Raw genomic sequence first — 20,103 nt, forward strand, 5'->3', positions numbered from 1 at the left:
AGATGCAAGGTATGACTAAACGAAGCGGAGCTTCGTTTAGTCTCCTTGTTTTTCGCCCTTCGGTTGAAAAAGAAAGAAAGTCAAAGTCTTATCTAACTAATTGACATAAATTGCATTTCTATTATAACTGTATTATGGGTGTGCAAGGATTGCTCACCATAAAGCGAATACACATATGAAAAGGAGTTTCTATGAGTAATACAATAACCTTATCCTATACAAATGATTTTAAACCAGTCAATAATCATATCCCCCCTGCTCAATCTTTGCGAATACATTGTGTCAGTGTTCGATTTAATAAAGAAGAATTGGCTATTCTCAATAAAAACAGAGGTGACAAAAGCAAAGGCGAATGGCTTCGATTAACCTCTTTGATAGGCTTCCTCCTGTCGTTCCTGCTATCAATGTTGAAGCTTGGAAATCACAGTCTAACATATCCCAAAAGCTGAACCGCCTTATAAGCCATCTTGATGCAAAAAGTAGCAATAGTGAGTTAGCTAAAACAGAGATCTTCGCAGTCAAGAAACAGATCAAAGAGCTTCGCTCGTGCCAGACAGCCTCTATGAGTAGGTATTCCTATGAAGTGAATGCAACAGCCCCTCATCCCTCTAAAAAATGGTCATGAGAGCATGATTGTCAGGATTGCAATTAACCATCAAATTCTTTTTATTTTTTTAGCTTTATCTGAATTTTCTAATATGATTGAAGAAATTATTTTTTCTTCTTTTTTTGCAATTAGAGATTGGATATTAATAGTACCATAATCTAAATTATCACCCCACCAGTACATGAACTCTTTTATTACGGGAGTGATATTGTCTATAACCTCTTGAGATCCTTCGTTATAAATAAAAGATAATATTTTTAAATTTTCAACATCAATCTCTTGCACAATTACCCGAAACATATCATCAGTTGGATATAAATTCGTTTCATTTAATGATATATTTAATTTTTCAAGCATCTCATTCATAAGCAAGTCTACTTCATTGAAGGCCGTATTATATTCAGTCATTATTTAACCTCTTGTTTTAAATTTATACAACATTATAATTAATCACTTTAAGAAAGAATATCAAGAATTTTTGTGAAATAAATAATATTTATTATAAAAAGAATTGCTTGAGTGAATAATTTTTTAATTATAAGCACCATACAGTGTCATCTATTCAACCGAAGCGGAAATTTATAGCATCTTCTGTGCTGCAAGAGAAGCTTTAAAATAAATGCAAGTTAAGCTGTATATCTGTATATAAAATATCAGGCACTGCGATTTTTTATTATTATAGCGAAATGAAGCAAGGGCTAACTCTGCGAAGCCGCTGCGCTTGCTTCTTCGAGTTCCCCTTGCTTTTCTTCCCTTCGGTTAGAAAAGAAAGAAAACCTCTGCCAACCTTGCATATCAATAATTTTACTCAGTAAAATATCATATATACTTCTCTTAAGCATATCTTCCAAAAATAAACCTCTCACTTTACAAACAACTTGACACATCATTTTAGCTTGACATCCTATTCGTTTAGAATATTAACATCCGATGAATTTTAATGACCAAGTAAAAATTTTCACCATGACAAAAAACTTAATAACTAAACGTGATGTAAGTACATTAAGACAGTTTTTTGATTACAAAGTTTTGTATCTTTTGCTTTATCTTCCTGTAAATATGCAAGAAGAGGATAGAGTAAAGGGTACAGAAAATGCTCACAGTTATGTAGTATGGAACTCACTTGGTGTTAGTCCGAGTAGTAGAAATTCACCCAGACAAACATTAACAGCTATACAGCAATTATGTCTATGACCGTGACTCCATTGAGGGCCAACGACTGACATCAACAACCCTGTTACAAAGCACTTACCCCATGAGTCATTGCACTTGCTGAGCTGAACGAAAACACTAAAATCAGATAATAATTAATCGCTGTATAAGCTCGTAACAAGCGGAACTTTAAGGCAAAATAGGGCTACCATCCTAATTCACGAAGTTACGCCAATGGCAAGAAAACCTAAAGAAATCAAAACAGATCCGTTAGAAGTCATCCTGTGGAAAGCGGCAGACAAGCTGCGTAAAAACATTGATGCAGCCGAGTATAAGCATGTCGTGCTGGGCCTCATTTTCCTTAAGTATATTTCTGATTCTTTTGAATCTCATTATGAGTTGCTGAAGGCAGGTGAAGGCGAGTTCGCAGGCGCTGACCCGGAAGATAAAGACGAGTACACCGCTTACAACATTTTCTTTGTCCCTGAGCTTGCACGCTGGAACTATCTAATATCTAAGGCCAAGCTACCTGAAATCGGTAAGCTGGTTGATGATGCTATGGAGCTTATCGAAGCGGGTAACCCACAGCTAAAAGGTGTGCTGCCGAAAGTCTACGCTCGCCAGAACCTCGACGCCACCGTGCTGGGTGAACTGATAGATTTGATTGGCAACATTGCACTGGGAGATGCCAAAGCGCGTTCTGCTGATGTATTAGGCCACGTATTCGAATACTTCCTTGGTGAATTTGCACTGGCAGAAGGTAAACAGGGCGGTCAGTTCTATACGCCAAAATCCATCGTAAGCCTGCTGGTTAACATGCTGGAACCCTATAAAGGCCGAGTCTTTGACCCCTGCTGTGGTTCTGGTGGTATGTTCGTTCAGTCAGAAAAATTTGTAGAAGCACATCAGGGAAATATTGACGATATTTCGATCTATGGGCAGGAGTCCAACCAGACCACCTGGCGTCTGGCAAAAATGAACCTGGCAATTCGTGGGATTAATTCTGAACACGTTCGCTGGAATAATGAAGGTTCATTTCTTAACGATGCTCACAAAGATTTGAAATCTGATTTTATCATAGCTAACCCACCGTTTAACGTTTCCGACTGGTCTGGTGAGCAGCTTCGTGGTGATGCCCGCTGGCAATATGGCATTCCACCTGCTGGCAACGCTAACTTTGCCTGGATGCAACACTTCCTGTATCACCTGTCGCCAAAAGGTCAGGCTGGCGTTGTGCTGGCAAAAGGGGCTTTAACCTCTAAAAGTTCGGGTGAAGGTGATATTCGTGCAGCACTGGTCAAAGATGCCAATGTGATTGATTGTATCGTTAACTTACCCGCAAAACTGTTCCTGAATACCCAGATCCCAGCGGCCTTATGGTTTATGCGCCGAGATCGTGAAAACAGCAGTCATTATCGTGATCGCAGTAAAGAAATTCTGTTTATTGATGCCCGTAATCTTGGTCATTTAATCAACCGCCGTAGCAAAGTGCTTTCTGACGAAGATATCAAAACTATTGCTGACACCTACCATAACTGGCGTAACAAAGGTGGCGACTACGAAGATGTGGCTGGTTTCTGTGCATCTGTCGATATCAATGAAGTCGCTAAACTTGATTATGTGCTGACGCCTGGCCGTTATGTTGGCCTTGCTGACGAAGAAGACGATTTTGACTTTAAAGAACGTTTTACGGCTCTTAAAGCGGAGTTTGAAGCACAATTGGAAGAAGAAGCGCATCTGAATAAGTCTATCGCTGAGAGTCTGGCGAAGGTGGTTTTATGAGTCAGTGGATAAAAACTAAACTTGGTGAGATTGTCATTCTTAATTATGGTAAAGCATTAAAGGCACAGGATAGGAATGCTGGCTCTATACCTGTATATAGTTCAGGTGGATTAACTGGTTGGCATAACAAAGCATTAATAAACGAACAAGGAATTATTATTGGTCGTAAAGGAACTGTTGGGAAAGCGTACTTAACTTATGGACCATTTTGGTGTATTGATACTGCTTATTATATTTTACCTAACCCTTCGAAATATGATTTTGTTTTTTTATTCTATTTGTTGAAAACATTAGGGCTGGAAGAACTGAACGAAGATAGCGCTGTTCCTGGACTAAACAGGGATACCGCTTATAGTCAAGAGATCCTATTACCTTCACTGCCAGAGCAAAAAGCCATCGCCTCTGTGCTGTCCTCTCTTGATGACAAAATAGACTTGCTTCATCGCCAGAATAAAACTCTGGAATCCATGGCCGAAACCCTGTTTAGGCAGTGGTTTATTTTAGATAGTACTGGTGTATCAGTTAGTATAGATCAGATAATTGACTTTAATCCAAAGCGAACTTTAATTAAAAGCCAAGACGCTACTTATTTGGACATGGCTGGACTGAGCACTGTTATTTTTCGTGCAAATGGATATTACAGACGTCCATTTTCTTCAGGAACTAAATTTACTAAACGAGATACCTTGCTAGCCAGAATTACCCCATGTTTAGAAAATGGGAAAGCGGCCTATATTGATTTTTTAGACGACAATGAAACTGGATGGGGTTCTACCGAATTCATAGTTATGCGTCCTAAAAAAGAAATCCATCCTTTTATCTCATATATCATGTGCCGAAACCCGGACTTCAAAGAATATGCAGAAAGCTGTATGGAAGGTTCAACTGGCAGACAACGAGTTAACTTGGATCATCTTAAGAAGTTCAATGTTAATCTGCCAACAGAAGCTTCGCTACGTATAATTAATGAGCTATTAGATTCATTTGAAAGTAAACTTATTAACAACTCAAAACAAATTGATAGCTTAGAAAAACTCCGCGATACCTTACTTCCCAAACTGATGAGCGGTGAAGTACGGGTTCAGTATGCAGAAGAAGCAATCGCATCAGTAGCATAAAATAATTATGCGGGTGTACAGCCCGCTCTCTGGTTAAGCGGCAATAAGGACAGTACGCATGGCAAAGATGACCGAATCCGATATTGAAGTAATGGTAATTGAGCACCTGCAAGGGCTGGGCTATGAGTATGTTTACGGCCCGGACATTGAACCCAGTGGCATCAATCCGTTACGTAGCTATCAGCAGGTTATCCTTGAAGATAAGGTGCGTATTGCTCTACAACGCCTGAATCCGCACCTTAGTGAACAGAAGTGTGAGGAAGCCCTGAAACAGGTGATGCAGATCAGCACACCTGATCTAATGGCAAACAATCTGGCCTTTCATCGCCTGTTGACCGAAGGGATCAATATCGAAGTCAGTAAGGATGGTAATACACAAGGAGAGCTGGCCTGCCTGATCGACTTTAACGATCCCACTAATAATGAATTTCTGGTCATTAATCAGCTCACCATCAAAGAAGGCAATCATACCCGCCGACCTGATCTTATTTTATTCATCAACGGCCTGCCATTAGTCGTTATCGAACTTAAAAATGCCGCTGACGAAAATGCTACGGTAACAGGTGCCTATAATCAGATTAAAACCTATCAGAACCAAATCCCCGTTCTGTTTAACTACAATGCTTTTAATGTGATATCTGACGGGCTGGAAGCCAAAGCGGGGACGGTTTCTGCCGATTTCAGTCGTTATATGACATGGAAAACCGCTAATGGTAAAACACAAGCTACCAGTACCCAACCACAGCTCGAAGTTTTATTACAGGGATTGCTTAATCCTGTAACGCTGTTGGATGTGATCCGCCACTTTATCGTGTTTGAAGCCAGCAAACATGAAGACAGCAAAGGGATTATCAGTATCCGTACCGTTAAAAAAATGGCTGCTTATCACCAGTACTACGCGGTTAATGCAGCAGTACTTTCCACTATTCGTGCCTCAGGTGTAAATGCAGATTCCCCCTCTGCCGAAGTAGCACTGCGCCAGCAGGGACGTAACAGTAAAGTTCTTGTTAATGCGCAAAAAACCGGAGATCGTAAAGCGGGGGTCGTGTGGCATACCCAGGGTTCCGGTAAATCGCTTTCGATGGTGTTTTATACCGGGAAGATTGTACTGGCGCTGAATAATCCAACAGTGGTAGTGATCACTGACCGTAACGATTTGGATGATCAGCTATTCGGTACGTTTTCTTCTGCCACTCAGCTACTTCGTCAGACACCAAAACAGGCCGACAACCGGGAAGAACTCAAAGAATATTTGCGCGTAGCCTCTGGTGGTGTGGTGTTTACCACTATTCAAAAATTCCAGCCTAATGATGGCAGCAATATCTATGAGTTGTTGTCAGACAGAACCAATATTGTCGTTATCGCTGATGAAGCCCACCGTTCACAATACGGTTTCAGCGCCAAAGAAGTTGACGTGAAAGACAGTGAAGGCAACGTTACAGGTAAGCGCACTGTTTATGGCTTTGCCAAATATATGCGTGATGCCTTACCTAATGCGACCTATCTCGGCTTTACCGGAACCCCCATAGAAAAAACGGACGTCAACACGCCTGCTGTTTTTGGTAACTATGTTGATATCTACGATATCTCGCAGGCCGTTGAAGATGGTGCAACAGTTCGTATCTTTTATGAAAGCCGTCTTGCCAAAATTGCCATCAGTGATGAAGGTCGTCAGCTTATTGAAGACTTTGATGATGAGTTTAACGAGGACGAACTGACGCTCACGCAAAAAGAACGTTCTAAATGGGCCAGAATCGAAGGTTTGATTGGCAGTTCAAAACGTATTAAAGCGATTGCGGCGGATATGGTTCTGCACTTTGAGCAGCGCTTAAAATCCAATGCCGATCATGGTAAGGGCATGATTGTTACCATGTCCCGCCGTATTGCTGCTGAACTATATAAAGAAATCATAGCCTTAAAACCTGAATGGCACAGCGATGATTTAAATGACGGTATAATAAAAGTCGTCATGACCTCTTCTGCTGCTGACGGGCCAGAAATTGCCAAACACCACACCACAAAAAAAGAACGTCAGGTTCTGGCTAACCGTATGAAGGATGACGACGACAAGCTGAAACTGGTGATAGTGCGTGATATGTGGTTAACCGGCTTCGACGCTCCCAGCATGCATACGCTGTATATCGACAAACCAATGAAAGGCCACAACCTTATGCAGGCAATTGCCCGTGTGAACCGTGTGTATAAAGATAAGATAGGCGGTCTGGTTGTTGACTATCTGGGCATTGCCTCTGATTTAAAAGAAGCCCTCTCCTTTTACTCTGATGCAGGTGGACGTGGAGATCCTGCTGAGGTTCAGGAAGAAGCCGTAACGCTCATGCAGGAAAAGCTGGAAATCCTGGAAGGCATGATGCATGGATACGATTACAAAGCTTACTTTGCCGCAACTACCTCACAACGCCTGACAATTATTCTTGAATCAGAAAACCATATTTTAGGGCTGGATAACGGTAAAGGTAAAATGCGTTTCCTGGCTGCGGTTGCAGCCTTGTCGCAGGCATTTGCATTGGCGACACCGCACGATAAAGCAATGGAAGCGGCACCCGAAGTAGCATTCTTCCAGGCAGTAAAAGCCAGACTGAATAAATTTACTGAAAACTCAGACGGATCAGAAGAAGAACACAATGACAGTCTGGAAGTTCGGGTAAAACAGACTATCGATCAGGCTCTGGTTACCGATAAAGTTGTTGATATTTTTGACGCTGCTGGGATACAAAAGCCTGATATTTCCGTTCTTTCTGAAGAATTCCTTCAGGAAATGAAGGATTACCAACACAGAAATATTGCTTTGGAAACGCTTAAAAAACTGCTTTCTGACGAGATCAAGGTTCGCTCGAATCAAAGTATCACCCAAGGCAAAAAACTGATTGATATGCTGACCTCTGCAATCAATGGCTACCAGAACAAGGTACTGACCGCAGCGGAGGTAATTGATGAGCTAATCAAGCTTGCCAAGACTATCCAGGAATCTGACAGCCTTGCCAGCCAGTTAAACCTCAGCGCTTATGAATATGCCTTCTATTCTGCTGTTGCAGATAACGACAGTGCTCGCGAGTTAATGGAAAAGGAAAAACTACGAGAACTGGCAGTCGTACTTACAGAGGCTATCCGCAACAATGTCAGTCTTGACTGGACAGTGAAAGAAGCAGCAAGAGCAAAAATTCGCGTGGTGGTAAAACGTCTGCTCAAAAAATATGGTTATCCACCCGATATGTCCTTGCTCGCCACAGAGACCATTTTGAAGCAGGCTGAACTTTTAGCTGGAGAATTAGGAAAATGATTCCCCTAAATTTTTAACATACAAACTATTTTAAGTTATACAGGAGAAGCTAATGGATAGCAGGCCATATCTTAAAACAGTACTATATATACTATCACTATGGCTTCTATTTTTATCATTATTAATTATGTCCTACGATAAGGTTTTGATAAAAAATGTGTGGGACTATATTTTTACTGAAAACTTTACTTTCTCAATCTCGTCATTGAAAGTGAGAAATATCGTTTTCATAGTTAGTTTGATTTTCATCTTTATTGGTGCAATTATTTTAATAGTCCTTGCAAATAGCTTTGGTTCGGGTTGGTCTGTTGCATGCACTGTCTCGGATATCAGCAATGAAAACCATAAACATTTAGAGTTTTTAACCACTTATATAATGCCCTTAGTTTTCACTGATGTCGATAGTAAGAGAACTGTATTAAATTTAGGATTGATGATATTTTTAATCGGCGCAATATACGTAAAGACAAACCGGTTTTATTCTAACCCATCACTTGCAATACTCGGATTCAGAATATACAAAGCTAATGTCCATGACCGTGGAGTGAAAAAATGCACAGTAATCTGCCGCAGTGTTCTAAAGAGCACAGATAATATAAAGTATATAAAAATCGACAATGAAACTTATTTGGCTAAAATAGTGTAGAGGTCATGACATGTTCACTAACATTGAAAATATTTCAAAATCGAAACGCATCTCTGGCGAAGCTTTTTTTGTCACTGATATTCAAGGTACGATAGATATATTTAAGGTTAACCTTGAACCTGATGCTGAAAAAGATCTGACCACTTCATTTTCTAAAAGCTTAATCAATAATATTATTGAACCTAACAGAGGTAAAGTGGCCGTTCCACTTGTATCCACTTTATTAGAAAGAGATAAACAAGTTTTCGAATATGATCACTTAGCAATTAATCATCTCCCAATTGAATTTACTAAAATGAACAACGTGCTAAATTTCGGTGTCAATGGGAATGCAACACAGTTTGATTTTGCAACACAAAGCCTGACATCGGTAAAAGCCGTAATTTACCACCTTTGTGATGGTAATGGAAACAGCGTAGTCATTTACCAACATAAATATCCTGTTTCTCTACATAAGAAAACAAAAAAGTCTTTCTTGAGTCTAAATGGCAGAACCTTAGATAAGATCACTCATGACAGTATTGATATAAATGACACGATTGACTTCTTCTTTTTTCAGAATAAGTACTATGCGCTAAACATTAAACTTCTTGAAAGAATGTATGGATTAGAAAGTGTAATAGATAATCTTGCAAATAACTCAACGCCATTAATAATAAACCTTGGAATTGTTAATACACAAGGTATGCCAGTGCCACTAGATATTTTCAAGGACATGTATAAAGACAGAGCATTTATGCGTAGACTTGCTATGGTTTCAAAAGGGAATTTAGTAAAAACGGGAGTTTCAGTCCCTCAAATACAACAAGTTATGCAAAAATTCCCTGTATTTCAACGGAATATTGATCTAACAGGAGGATTAATAAACCTTAATACTAAAGATCAAAAGAGATACTTTATTCGGCTTCTAAATAATGAAGCATCTTTTGCAGCACTTGATAACTCGCCCTTCCTGGCTGTTGAAAAAGACTCCGCTGCTTAAATTTTAAATGAGCATCCTCAAGCCGAATAACTTAAAGGATGCTCTTCAAATTTTAATAAGAATTATCAACAGCAAAAAACCTCATAAAAAACACTACTCATTTAATTTCCAAAATTAAGAAGAACATTAATAACCACCATTATATTACATGATCTTTTCCATATCCTATAGCATTACTCTCTATAGTATTAATATCTGCGCCTCTAATTATCTCCTTTATACAGATTAGCTCCAATATGGATAAATATTCTTGTGAAAATGGTTGATCCACATCACATAGGATAACCTTAACGTCCCTATGTTCCATTAAGTTAAGAATAACCTCAAGCAAACCAAATCAGATACCCCCTAATAAAACAAAAGTAAATTTGAATACCGTAAAATCTGGTGTCATTAATATCTTGAAAACAACAAAAAAGGAGATAAATAATGATATCAAGAGAAAATAATAAAAATAACCTATTCCGTGTAAAGTCTAAAAATGGTGTCCTTCGTTGCCTTAAGGCTGGCATGGATATAAATATGTGCAATAGTAAAGGTCAAACTGCTCTTTTTACCTGTAATGTACCTGAAGCTATACAGGCAATGATTGACGCTGACATTGACATTCACCACTTGGATAATGACGGTAATAATGCATTATTCTATGCTCAAAATGTTGAAACAGTGGAACTTCTTGTCAGCAATGGTATTAATGTTAACCACCGGAATAAGTCAGGTACCCTTGCGATTCAACATATTGATGTTTCACCAGGGTTAGTAAAATATCTTATCAAAGCTGGACTAGATATCCATACCAAAGATAGCTATGGCAACTCCTTTCTTTTCATTCCATTTGAAGGATATGTATACGATGCACTCATTGAGGCTGGTTGCGACATTAATCATAAAAATTTAAGCGGGCAGACAGCATTCGATTACTGGCAGTCAGAAAACCACAGCATAGCTGGTAAATATACTCACTGGGAATCTAAAAACGATAACTACATTCGTTTTCTTATCCGTAATATTCATCTTAAAGACAGTTCAAAAATTGTATTCACGAACATTACATTTAAATCAATTGAGCTGTTGTCGTTACTTATAAAGCAAAAAAATGAATTTGAGATAAGTGATAAGTGCATTATCACACCAACAAATGCCGACGTTAAAAAATTAATTTTACAACTAAAGAAACTGACAGACATTAGTCATGTTTGGTTTTACATAAACAGTACATATCTACTGACTCACTATGCAGGAAGACTGCTAATTAAATGGTTAATATGTTATGATATAAAAGTTGATATAGAATCACTAAAAGAACGCTACTTCTATGAAGAAATCCTCCAGGAAAAATCACAGAGAGAGCAAAAGGTTTTACGAACAACGATTCAACCAGTTACCTGTAAAGCAATTACAAAAAAAAGATTATGAATTGAATCTGCCTGAACACTCTCCCCTTGGCTTTAACCTTTAGTTAGATAGCCAAGGGACGCTAACATCATTAATTTAATACAAAGCCCCACATTGCACCTTAGCACTTTGAGAAATTTATTTTTTAAAACACCCTCATCGCCAATTCATACAATATCAATTACTACTCTCAAACCAAATCAATCAAATAAAACACAGCACTTTTTGATAAAAATAATTAACAATGAAAAACAACACCTTATATGAAATATAATAAAAATATATCTATTTAATTAAATAAATATAAAAATATATTTGCATTTTGTTTATTTAATAATATATATTTCCTTTGTTAATTAAATAAAGGAGAACTAAAATGAATAAAACAAACTATCCAAGCCTGACTAACTATCTCGCCAAAACAAAAAAGAACGCAGATCTTTATAGATTATATAATCCACAATTTTCTTTTTTTTGCAAAAGTGACACTCAGGAGCAAAGATTTTATTTCGATTATTTCTCAAGACATATGGTCTCGAAGAGAAATATTTTAACCGTATTCTCTATCTATACATTCACCTCTTATAACATGAACAAAAAAGAGACAATAAAAAATTTCATTCGATTTCTCAAAACGACGAATGAAAGTACATTCCATAATGCTTTTTCATTTCGCGGTGGTAACATTTTGTATGTAAGCAACAAAAACATGTTGAAAGAGATCTCATGGTTTTCACTCGCTCGAATTTACGAAGACATTAAAAAAATAAAGGAATATAAAACCAACCATGACAACTATATCAGATTAGTCGCTTAACAGAGGAGAAAAATTATGAATAACAACGCAATAAATGCATTACTCTCTTGTAAAACTCCAAAAGACATTCAGGCTTGCATTAATGCAGGCTCCGATATTAATACACTGGATTCGTTTGGAAGAAATATACTCTTTTACTGTAAAAACCCAAGAATGATTGACACTCTGGTTAAAGCAGGAATAGATTTTAACCATGCTGACAACTATGGTCACAATGTTTTGTTTAACCAGCGAAATCCTCACATACTGAAAAAATTGATTGATTCCGGCGTAGATATACACCACAAAAATGGTCTCGGCCAAACCTGTTTATGCTCGTTAGCTGATAATATATCCTGTTGCAAAACCCTGATCAATGCTGGAATTAATGTCAACAATGTGGATAAATGCGGAAGAACAATACTTTTTTACGTAAAAAATCACTCTATCTTTGATTTGATGGTTCAGGCCGGTTGCGATATAAACCACAGAGATAACCAGGGTCACGGTATTTTTGAAATTTGCTATTCATTAGGCGATTTCAAAGCCAAAATGCTCATTCGTCATATTAGTATGAAGGATAGCAGTCCAGTAATTTTCAACTACCTCAACAGCGAAAGTCTGCAGATAATGGATTTGCTTCAGAAGAAAAACCTTAACTTTACTATCTCTGATAACTGCCAGGTTTATCTAAGTGCCAATGAAAATGAAATGAGCTCTTTCTTCAGCGAACTAAAGAAGAAGACAGATATCAGCAACACACATTTTCGCCATATTGTACTGCGAGGTTATGATTTACGCGGGGACATTGAAACAATTAAATGGTTTATCCGCAATGACATCAAAATAGATAAAAAACAACTGGAACAGCATATTCGACATGATGAGATTTGTAAATATATAGCAGAACATGAGAGAAAGAAACTTAGCGAAATTATGAAACAAACAATATCTTTAATGCCAGTAAAACGTAGATTGTAACCTCCGCTCCTCCTCACTGTCATAATGAATTTAATATGAACCCTATTTTTACCCAGAGCAGATTACCTAATTAGCAATCTGCTCCACCTATCTTATTTATAAATTTCGACACTGCCTTGACTTATTTTACCAATGCGCTAACTGTAGATCATGAACACATTTTAAAAAAGGTTAGATATGCATAAAAATGAAAGTAAAGAAGATCTATCAAGAAGCTCAAGAAGAGGTAAATTCCATACAGCAAAATATTCACCTAATGAAGTTCGAACTCACTGCGTCAGCGTTCGGTTAAACGAAGAAGAATTATCTATTCTCGATAGTAAAAGAGGCCCTTATAAAAAAGGGGAATGGCTAAGAATGGCATCCCTCAACAAACTCCCACCGGTATTACCTGAAATCAATCGTGAAGCATGGGTTAAACTCGGCAACCTTTCACAGGATTTAAACCGCCTGCTGAATCATCTCGACAGCAAAAGCCCTGACAGCGAACTGACCCGTACAGAACTCTTCGCCCTGCGCAGACAAATCAAAACTCTCAGGGATCACCTTATTCCATCAACCTTTCTGGAGCAAGACCAGTGAAAGGCATGCAGAAAATAAAGCGGGGTAAACAGTTTGCAGGTGTGGTTCTCTATAGCCTTAAGTCAGGATCTCACCACAAAATCACGCCTTATATTATCGGTGGCAACATGACGGGAAGCACTGCTGCTGAACTTATCAGTGAATTTGAAGGCACAAGACTACTGCGCCCCGGTGTCGCCAAACCTGTCTGGCATAATTCGCTTCGCCTGCCAAAGGGAGAAACACTGTCAGTCAGACAATGGGCGGCATTCGCTGACGATTATATGACCCGGATGGGATTCACTGAAACCCATCTTCGCTGCTATATCATGCACGATGATTCGGACGGGCAGCATATCCATATAATAGCTAACAGAATTAACATGGTCGGTGGGAAGCTGTACCTTGGGAAAAATGAAAATCTTATCAGTACCCGGATTATCAGCGAGCTGGAGAAAGTCCACAAACTCACTCAAACCACATCTGCAATCAGTAGTCATAGTCAGGAGAAAAGAAAGCCTTCCCGCAACGAGCTGATGATGGCTGAAAGAACGACAACTCCCTGCCCCAGGTCCACTCTGCAGAGCCTGATTGATAATGCGTTAACCGGCCGCCCTGATTTGCTGACTTTTATCGCTATGCTGGAAAAGGTAGACGTCAGCTGCAAACCCAATATCGCCTCAACGGGAAAAATGAACGGCTTTTCATTTCAGTACCAAGGTATTGCCTTTAAAGCCTCTCAATTGGGTAAAAAATATGGCTGGTCTTCCCTGCAAACATTGATTGATTTCGTACCGGAACATCTGACTTTACTGAAACAAGCACAAAAGCCAACAGTACCTGCACCTGTGCCATTAACAGTGCCAATGCCAGTGCCAATGCCATCATGCGAGTCTGAAGAACAGGCTGCAAACCGGGAAACGATTCTGGAGAAAATCCATCAGCTTGAAGAAAAAATTCGTCTGGAAAGACAACAGGAGACAGTGGGTATCATTCAGCTCAGGAGCAAGCTGCACAATACAACCCGTCAGATACCCCGCCAGCGTCGCCTGAAGGCGTGGCTTGTATTGCTCGGCCATATTGTGGCACTTCTCAGGCGCAGGGGCATGTCTCTGTTACATGCCACTGCACATTCTTTCCACCAAATCCTGCACCTGCATCTTCTGACACCCTGTCATTCCATGACAACAAATCCCATTAAAGAACAATTAGTTAAAAACAACCCCCATCCTGCACCATAAGTTAAACAGTCCATACTTTAGTAATAGTCAACAAAATATTGATCGTTTATATAGATCGATAAACTAGTTATGATAGTTAAAACCTATCATCTAAGATCCATCGATCGGTACAAGCAATTTTACTAAAGCGGATCATTCATCGAAAATGTTCAAAAATACATCACTTTAAATCAGGCCACGGAGTCATGATGGATAGTAAAACGATTAGCTGCCCCTTCTGCTTTACACAAAGCCCGCACGGCGTGAGGATTTGCAAAGGTTGCCATGCAAAAGTGGCCTATGGTGAAAGTCCGCTCAGTGTGGCATTCCTGTTTCAATTCGTGGCATTCGGTCTCGCCTGGTTAGTATTTTCATTGACCGGTAGCACTCCTGTCTCAGTCATTACATTTTTTGCCAGCGTCATTATTCTTATCTGCATAATTAAAAAGAAATATGCAGACAGAGTTGTTTTTATACGGTGATATTAATTTCGCACCACCGCAAACATAAAAAATTAATATGGGAGAACTTATGAACAGATTCATGATTTCTGTTTTTTTTATTTCTGCATTCCTTATTTCTGGTTGTTCAATATCAGGCAACCAGCATCTAAAAAAAGAAACATCACAAAGTCTGCAGTCGAAGATTATCAAAAATAAAACAACGAAATCAGAAATCATTGCCGCATTAGGTGAGCCGGAAACCAAAACTACACTTGATAGTGGCAATGAAGAATGGACTTATTCCATGGATAACAATCAGTTTGATGCCACCACATTTATTCCCGTGATTGGACTGCTGACAGGGGGTTCACAGACGCAGGCCAAAACGCTGGAAATCGAATTTAAAGGCGAAACGGTCAGCAAGTGGACGTTCTCTGAAAACAACAGCAAGATGAAAACCGGTCTTATTCAATAACGTACTCTACAGTCTGGGATTATTTTATGAAAACATATGCATTTACCACACTCATTGCGTCCATTTTTTTGCTGAGTGGCTGTACCGGTGAACCGTCTGAGCAGGATATTTACACTGCGATGAATAAGGTCGTGGAGCAGACGAATGCCATCGTTAAATCCATAGCAGGTAAAGATGTCCCGAAAGACGCACTGCGGGAATTAAAATCTGTCAAAAAGCATGACTGCGTGAAAGTATCGGATAAAAGCTATAAATGCAATGTAACAGCTGTTGTCGATAACGAAAAACGCACAGCGGCAGTCACGCTGGTCAAAACGGATGATGGCTGGCAGGTCGTTGACAAGTAAGACCACAGTAAAACAATCCCGCCAGGCAGGACACCAAACCGGTGGCTCCTGCCTTTTTAATACTCGATTATGACCTGCCGGAAACGCCAGCTCCATTTCTCTCCACCATTCAGCATCCCATTCCTTGTACACGCTGCTGCCGCTATCAAAGTCTTTTCCTGATCACTGAGCCTGGCGGAGTATAAGCCAGAGAGCCTGCAATGCGTTTCTTTTCATACTGAGCCAGCAAATCAGCATAAATATGCTCTGCTTCGTCCAGATTGCCTGAAATATAATTCACAAGTGAATTCAGGCAATGCAGCAATGTATTGCTGTTTGCAAGCTTCCTGAGCAGAGTTGTGTTCAGGGTTGAAACGACTCCTGTAAACATCTGCATAATATTATCAACATGATAACATGAATTGCGATACTGCGCCCGTGAATAAAAATACTTCAGATGATACCCGGCGAAGAGAACATAAAGTTTTTTGTAAAAGACATTGTTATTAACGCTGTTGTGATGATGGGTTATAAATTTATCAACAACATGTATAAACTTTTCCTCCTGAGATAAAACATCAATAGCACTCATAACTTTCTCCATTTTTTGTTTTTATAATTAAGTACTATCATCTTCAAAAATAAAATCAATAGTAATTTAAAAATATTTTTATAAAACAATATTTATTCTATCCTCACTTAAAACAGCTTTCACTGTGGAGATATTGAGTCCTCCAGATTGCATTACTATTTCATATTTCAATTATCTGAGTCATTTCCATATTTCAGATAAAAAAACCACAGGAATATTTTTGAGAGCGTGCTACGCACTGGCTTACGCCCCGACTACCGATAAATGTTAATTATTTTTACCAAACCGGTGAAAACCATAATTTTGTTTCCCTGGCAGCGCCGCTGAGTGCCCACAGCACTCACTCGCTGAAGCAGAAAGGTTTTTTTCCGAAGGGTCCCGGCGTGAGCCGTACTCAGCAAATGGGCAAATCATGTATCTGTGTTCTCTTTCCCGATCAACTCAGCCTCCTGATTTTTTGCGCGAAGCGTATTTGTAATGACAGTTAACCTCAGGTCTATGAACTCGTGCGCGAAGCGTATTTATACTTACAGAAAATACTGTAGTAATGTTCTGAAGCCCAATGGCGCAACACACAGTTGCGCAGGCTTCACTTAAGAAATGATATTATGTAAGAAAAACAATAATAAAAGTGTTTTCATCAGGTACACCAAGGCCTTGAGTATCGTTCTAATGCAAAACTGTGGTTTCTTATTTCTTTATCACTCTTTTATCTTGCAGAACACAATTGAAAATTAACCAATAAAATCAAATAATTAAACAAACCCTGCCGTTATTAATTTCAGAACCAAAAATCATTAATTACATAACAGGTGATGGTGAAATTTAGCACCCCTTGTTTTAAATTTGATAACCAACCATCTCCCACTAAATAACAACCGTAAAATCTCAAAGTAAATACAATTAAATAATACTACCAACCAAGTTGACAAATAAATTAAATGTGCCATATATGTAATCACAACAATAAAAAAGGAGCCATCATGTCAATCACAAGCGTTGTATTAACTAAAGAACAAAAGTCCATTATTGCAGAAGCATTAGAGGTTATGCCCGAAGATCTGGAAGAAATAAAGATTAAAGCAAATAGCTATAAAAAAACGTCATTCAGAGACGATTTCTCAATGATATTCAAAGGCAATATGGCCACACTCGCCAGGATGGATTTGACGCCCACAGCGTTTAGAATTGTGCTTTATCTCTTCTCAGTAATTGATTATGGAAATATTATCCCTGATTTTTCACAGTCACGTATAGCCAAAGATCTTGGGCTGAATAAATCAAATGTCTCACGCGCATTCAAAGAGTTATTTGAGAGAAAAATACTTATTCGTGACGCCATAGATAACCAAGTATACCTTAATTCAAACTTGTGTGTTAAAGGAATCCCTCGTCGTTTCAATGAAGATCTGATGGATAAATTTAGAAAGTCCAGACTGGAGACAGAAGACTTTGCCAATTCGTTTAACTTTTATCGTGCAGGGAGTAAAACAAAGCCGGTTAAAAATCCCAAAAGAAGATATCCTACAGACGGCATTCCATTTGATTAAAATAATAAATAATGCTGTTGAACAATTTATACTTCCGCAAATGACTATTTCCCAATATAAATTCAATTTTATATTGGGAATGAAATTAATCATAAAATATCATTAAGTATATGACGTTCTTGTTCAATTTCACATGATTTAACCATCCCACTTAGTACACTAACAAAAACATCATTCCATTTCTGGCGCTCTCTCGAAGCATGCCAGTTCTCAAACAACACTTTCTCAAGAGAGATCCAAATAACTTCTGCACGAGAGGTATTTAATAGCTCCTTGAATACTTCGTCAGATACAGTAAGGGCATGAGAATAAATTTTATTATCAATAGTCCAGAAAGGCTCTGGCTTGGTAAAATCAGCCAAAGAAGCAAAAGCCAACCCACGGACCTGTGCTGCTTCCATTGTGCTGTTCACTTTATGATTATCCCGCCAGGTTTTTAAATCACCCAACAGATAATTTACGCGTTGATTTCTTGCTTTGCTATCTTCAGCCTGGTATTGGATATAAGCAGGGCCATTACCAGTCTGGCGATAACGAGCCAATGTTTTGACACTTACACCAAGGTAAAGGGCCGAAACTTCAGCACTCAGGGTTGCATCATCTGGCATACTACCAAATAGCCGCCATACTTCAGCATATTCCCTTAAAGTATCGATTGCACTCATTCCCTGTCCCCCTAATTTGTTGGCAATGGTTGATATTTCGCCGAAGCCAAAAGTGTATTATACAACTCAGGTACTGTCATCAGCATATGAAGCTCAATCCGTTGAAGTGCCTCAAAAACTCGCTCGTTATCAGGCTCAGCATATCTTTCAGTAGGGTCCGTGGTATTACGGTGGTTAAGCAATCTTTTCACCACTGCATACGAAGTTAGTTCTTCTGCAACACGGCCAAAAGTTCTTCGCAGATCGTGCATTCCCAGCTTCATTATTCCAGCTTCCTGACAGATATACTCGCGCAAGCTTTTACTGTCAGAATAATGTCCAACCTTGCTTCGTGATGAACGAGCCGGAAAAACCCATTTGCGTTTATCTGCCCGTATTTCGGTATCGTTGACGATATCTCGTCGGTCTTCCAGAATTCGCTTTGTAGCATCACAGATTGGAAGCTCATGGTCGTTACGATTTTTCGTGTCGTAAAAGCGAATAACCCGGTTTTCGAGATCGACATAGCTTGTCGTTCTGACTTCCTCTTCTGTCAGGGCCTCTCGCCAGCACAGTGTTGCTGTCTCTTCTTTCCTGGCTCCTGTCAAAATGGTCAGCAACAGATAATCACAACCCAAACGATTAAAACCTCTCTTATTGTGTAATGCAGCTAGAAACCGTCCCAAAGTATCTTTGGGGGACAATGGATTTCGTACGCCCTTGGCACGATAGCTATCTTCCAGCTCAGATCGTGTTCTGAACTTCTTCTGTACCTTTAAAATTGAAAAAGGATTATAGGACAACGAAGGTTGTCGTTGCTGGGTCTGAGCATTCCCAGCTTCAATCTCGATTGCGTGTTTTACAGCAACATTGGCCCACCTAAAAGTCTGTTCTGCTGCTGTTCTGGCTCTTGAAGCAATCTCGTCAAACTTTCGAAGGATTTCATTACCAGTAAGATCCTTGATTCGAAGGTTTTGCCATTCTTTCAACCGATTCTCAGCTTTGTCTAACACATTGAGAGTGTTTGGTTTAGCAGGTTTGGTTCTGCCAAGTAAGTGACTCCTGTATTGGGCAAAAGCTTCACTCACGGTCAATTCAGCCAGATCGAGTTCCCTTTTAATCTTGTTGGGATTTCTCTTTGTTGCAATCATTGTCTGAACCAACTGCCGAGCTGCCTCACGGGCTTGATCGATACTCGGAAAATCGGACACATTCCCAACCTTTACTTTCAAGACAGAGCTTGGCTTCTTACCCTCACTGACATTACGATCTGAAGAGGCTACTCTTCGCTGGATTACATAGGTTTTTTTCGTCAAACTGACCTTCACACCGAAGCCAACGGGTGAATCTCGATGATCGTCAAAAACTATGTAAGGTTTTTGGTCAGGGTTGGCTTCGAAAACGACTTTTCCAGAGCTACTGAGCTCAGGCTTAACATTAATACTTAACTTGTTGATAATAAAAGCCTGATTGAGAGTTGTTTTCAAAGTATCACCACCATTTGTAACCCAAAGAAGGAGTACAACCAATCTATC

Annotated in this window: 17 protein-coding genes and 1 pseudogene; 14 read left to right on the forward strand and 4 right to left on the reverse strand. The window is 39.2% G+C overall.

What is annotated here, in order from left to right:
• Positions 1-191: 191 nt before the first annotated feature.
• Positions 192-625 (forward strand): annotated as a pseudogene (locus VW41_18880) (hypothetical protein).
• A 30-nt stretch (positions 626-655) separates the two neighbouring features.
• Here the strand turns inward: VW41_18880 and VW41_18885 are convergent.
• Positions 656-1,015: a hypothetical protein gene (locus VW41_18885; protein AJZ90923.1), complete on the reverse strand. Its 360-nt coding sequence runs from the start codon at positions 1,013-1,015 to the stop codon at positions 656-658.
• A 978-nt stretch (positions 1,016-1,993) separates the two neighbouring features.
• Here VW41_18885 and VW41_18890 point away from each other — a divergent pair.
• From VW41_18890 to VW41_18945, 12 genes are all read left to right on the forward strand, one after another.
• Entirely contained in the window at positions 1,994-3,541 is a 1,548-nt protein-coding gene (locus VW41_18890) for a DNA methyltransferase (GenBank protein AJZ90924.1), read from the forward strand.
• Positions 3,538-4,659 (forward strand): restriction endonuclease subunit S, encoded by a 1,122-nt coding sequence (locus tag VW41_18895; GenBank protein ID AJZ90925.1) that lies wholly within the window; start codon positions 3,538-3,540, stop codon positions 4,657-4,659. The genes VW41_18890 and VW41_18895 overlap by 4 nt, the downstream gene beginning before the upstream one ends.
• Before the next feature lie 58 nt (positions 4,660-4,717).
• Positions 4,718-7,957: a DEAD/DEAH box helicase gene (locus tag VW41_18900; GenBank protein ID AJZ90926.1), complete on the forward strand. Its 3,240-nt coding sequence runs from the start codon at positions 4,718-4,720 to the stop codon at positions 7,955-7,957.
• Positions 7,958-8,009: 52 nt separating this feature from the next.
• The gene (locus tag VW41_18905) at positions 8,010-8,603 is read left to right on the forward strand and encodes a hypothetical protein (GenBank protein AJZ90927.1); all 594 of its coding nucleotides are present in this window, start codon (positions 8,010-8,012) and stop codon (positions 8,601-8,603) included.
• A gap of 10 nt (positions 8,604-8,613) precedes the next feature.
• Positions 8,614-9,585 carry a hypothetical protein gene (locus VW41_18910; GenBank protein ID AJZ90928.1) on the forward strand — a complete coding sequence of 324 codons (972 nt, stop codon included), beginning with the start codon at positions 8,614-8,616 and terminating at the stop codon, positions 9,583-9,585.
• A 429-nt stretch (positions 9,586-10,014) separates the two neighbouring features.
• Positions 10,015-11,001 (forward strand): ankyrin repeat family protein, encoded by a 987-nt coding sequence (locus VW41_18915; protein AJZ90929.1) that lies wholly within the window; start codon positions 10,015-10,017, stop codon positions 10,999-11,001.
• 355 nt (positions 11,002-11,356) lie between these two features.
• Positions 11,357-11,797, forward strand: coding sequence for a hypothetical protein (locus VW41_18920; GenBank protein ID AJZ90930.1), 441 nt, complete (start codon positions 11,357-11,359; stop codon positions 11,795-11,797).
• A 15-nt stretch (positions 11,798-11,812) separates the two neighbouring features.
• Positions 11,813-12,757 (forward strand): ankyrin, encoded by a 945-nt coding sequence (locus VW41_18925; GenBank protein AJZ90931.1) that lies wholly within the window; start codon positions 11,813-11,815, stop codon positions 12,755-12,757.
• Between the two features lie 177 nt (positions 12,758-12,934).
• Positions 12,935-13,339, forward strand: a complete 405-nt coding sequence (locus VW41_18930; protein ID AJZ90932.1) for an ATP-binding protein — start codon at positions 12,935-12,937, stop codon at positions 13,337-13,339.
• Positions 13,336-14,559, forward strand: coding sequence for a relaxase (locus VW41_18935; protein ID AJZ90933.1), 1,224 nt, complete (start codon positions 13,336-13,338; stop codon positions 14,557-14,559). Before VW41_18930 ends, VW41_18935 begins: the two co-directional genes overlap by 4 nt.
• 510 nt (positions 14,560-15,069) lie before the next feature.
• Positions 15,070-15,456 carry a hypothetical protein gene (locus VW41_18940; protein AJZ90934.1) on the forward strand — a complete coding sequence of 129 codons (387 nt, stop codon included), beginning with the start codon at positions 15,070-15,072 and terminating at the stop codon, positions 15,454-15,456.
• A 26-nt stretch (positions 15,457-15,482) separates the two neighbouring features.
• Complete coding sequence (locus VW41_18945) at positions 15,483-15,803, forward strand: cell-wall binding lipofamily protein (GenBank protein ID AJZ90935.1); 321 nt, start codon at positions 15,483-15,485, stop codon at positions 15,801-15,803.
• Positions 15,804-15,948: 145 nt separating this feature from the next.
• Here the strand turns inward: VW41_18945 and VW41_18950 are convergent, their stop codons facing one another.
• Positions 15,949-16,386, reverse strand: a complete 438-nt coding sequence (locus tag VW41_18950) for a membrane protein (protein AJZ90936.1) — start codon at positions 16,384-16,386, stop codon at positions 15,949-15,951.
• A gap of 971 nt (positions 16,387-17,357) precedes the next feature.
• Between VW41_18950 and VW41_18955 the strand changes: the two genes are divergently transcribed.
• Positions 17,358-17,924, forward strand: a complete 567-nt coding sequence (locus VW41_18955) for a hypothetical protein (protein AJZ90937.1) — start codon at positions 17,358-17,360, stop codon at positions 17,922-17,924.
• 89 nt (positions 17,925-18,013) lie between these two features.
• On the opposite strand, the gene VW41_18960 is transcribed toward VW41_18955, so the two are convergent.
• A complete protein-coding gene (locus VW41_18960; protein AJZ90938.1) occupies positions 18,014-18,589 on the reverse strand; it encodes a hypothetical protein in 576 nt (191 codons plus the stop codon).
• Positions 18,590-18,600: 11 nt separating this feature from the next.
• The gene (locus VW41_18965; GenBank protein ID AJZ90939.1) at positions 18,601-20,055 is read right to left on the reverse strand and encodes an integrase; all 1,455 of its coding nucleotides are present in this window, start codon (positions 20,053-20,055) and stop codon (positions 18,601-18,603) included.
• Positions 20,056-20,103 lie beyond the last annotated feature (48 nt).

Source organism: Klebsiella michiganensis (genome assembly GCA_000963575.1).
GTDB lineage: Bacteria > Pseudomonadota > Gammaproteobacteria > Enterobacterales > Enterobacteriaceae > Cedecea > Cedecea michiganensis_A.

Bases quoted from the DNA above. Each gene is read 5' to 3' on its own strand.
- VW41_18885 (AJZ90923.1), bottom strand. From the start codon at position 1,015: ATGACTGAATATAATACGGCCTTCAATGAAGTAGACTTGCTTATGAAT.
- VW41_18890 (AJZ90924.1), top strand. From the start codon at position 1,994: ATGGCAAGAAAACCTAAAGAAATCAAAACAGATCCGTTAGAAGTCATC.
- VW41_18895 (AJZ90925.1), top strand. From the start codon at position 3,538: ATGAGTCAGTGGATAAAAACTAAACTTGGTGAGATTGTCATTCTTAAT.
- VW41_18900 (AJZ90926.1), top strand. From the start codon at position 4,718: ATGGCAAAGATGACCGAATCCGATATTGAAGTAATGGTAATTGAGCAC.
- VW41_18905 (AJZ90927.1), top strand. From the start codon at position 8,010: ATGGATAGCAGGCCATATCTTAAAACAGTACTATATATACTATCACTA.
- VW41_18910 (AJZ90928.1), top strand. From the start codon at position 8,614: ATGTTCACTAACATTGAAAATATTTCAAAATCGAAACGCATCTCTGGC.
- VW41_18915 (AJZ90929.1), top strand. From the start codon at position 10,015: ATGATATCAAGAGAAAATAATAAAAATAACCTATTCCGTGTAAAGTCT.
- VW41_18920 (AJZ90930.1), top strand. From the start codon at position 11,357: ATGAATAAAACAAACTATCCAAGCCTGACTAACTATCTCGCCAAAACA.
- VW41_18925 (AJZ90931.1), top strand. From the start codon at position 11,813: ATGAATAACAACGCAATAAATGCATTACTCTCTTGTAAAACTCCAAAA.
- VW41_18930 (AJZ90932.1), top strand. From the start codon at position 12,935: ATGCATAAAAATGAAAGTAAAGAAGATCTATCAAGAAGCTCAAGAAGA.
- VW41_18940 (AJZ90934.1), top strand. From the start codon at position 15,070: ATGAACAGATTCATGATTTCTGTTTTTTTTATTTCTGCATTCCTTATT.
- VW41_18945 (AJZ90935.1), top strand. From the start codon at position 15,483: ATGAAAACATATGCATTTACCACACTCATTGCGTCCATTTTTTTGCTG.
- VW41_18950 (AJZ90936.1), bottom strand. From the start codon at position 16,386: ATGGAGAAAGTTATGAGTGCTATTGATGTTTTATCTCAGGAGGAAAAG.
- VW41_18955 (AJZ90937.1), top strand. From the start codon at position 17,358: ATGTCAATCACAAGCGTTGTATTAACTAAAGAACAAAAGTCCATTATT.
- VW41_18960 (AJZ90938.1), bottom strand. From the start codon at position 18,589: ATGAGTGCAATCGATACTTTAAGGGAATATGCTGAAGTATGGCGGCTA.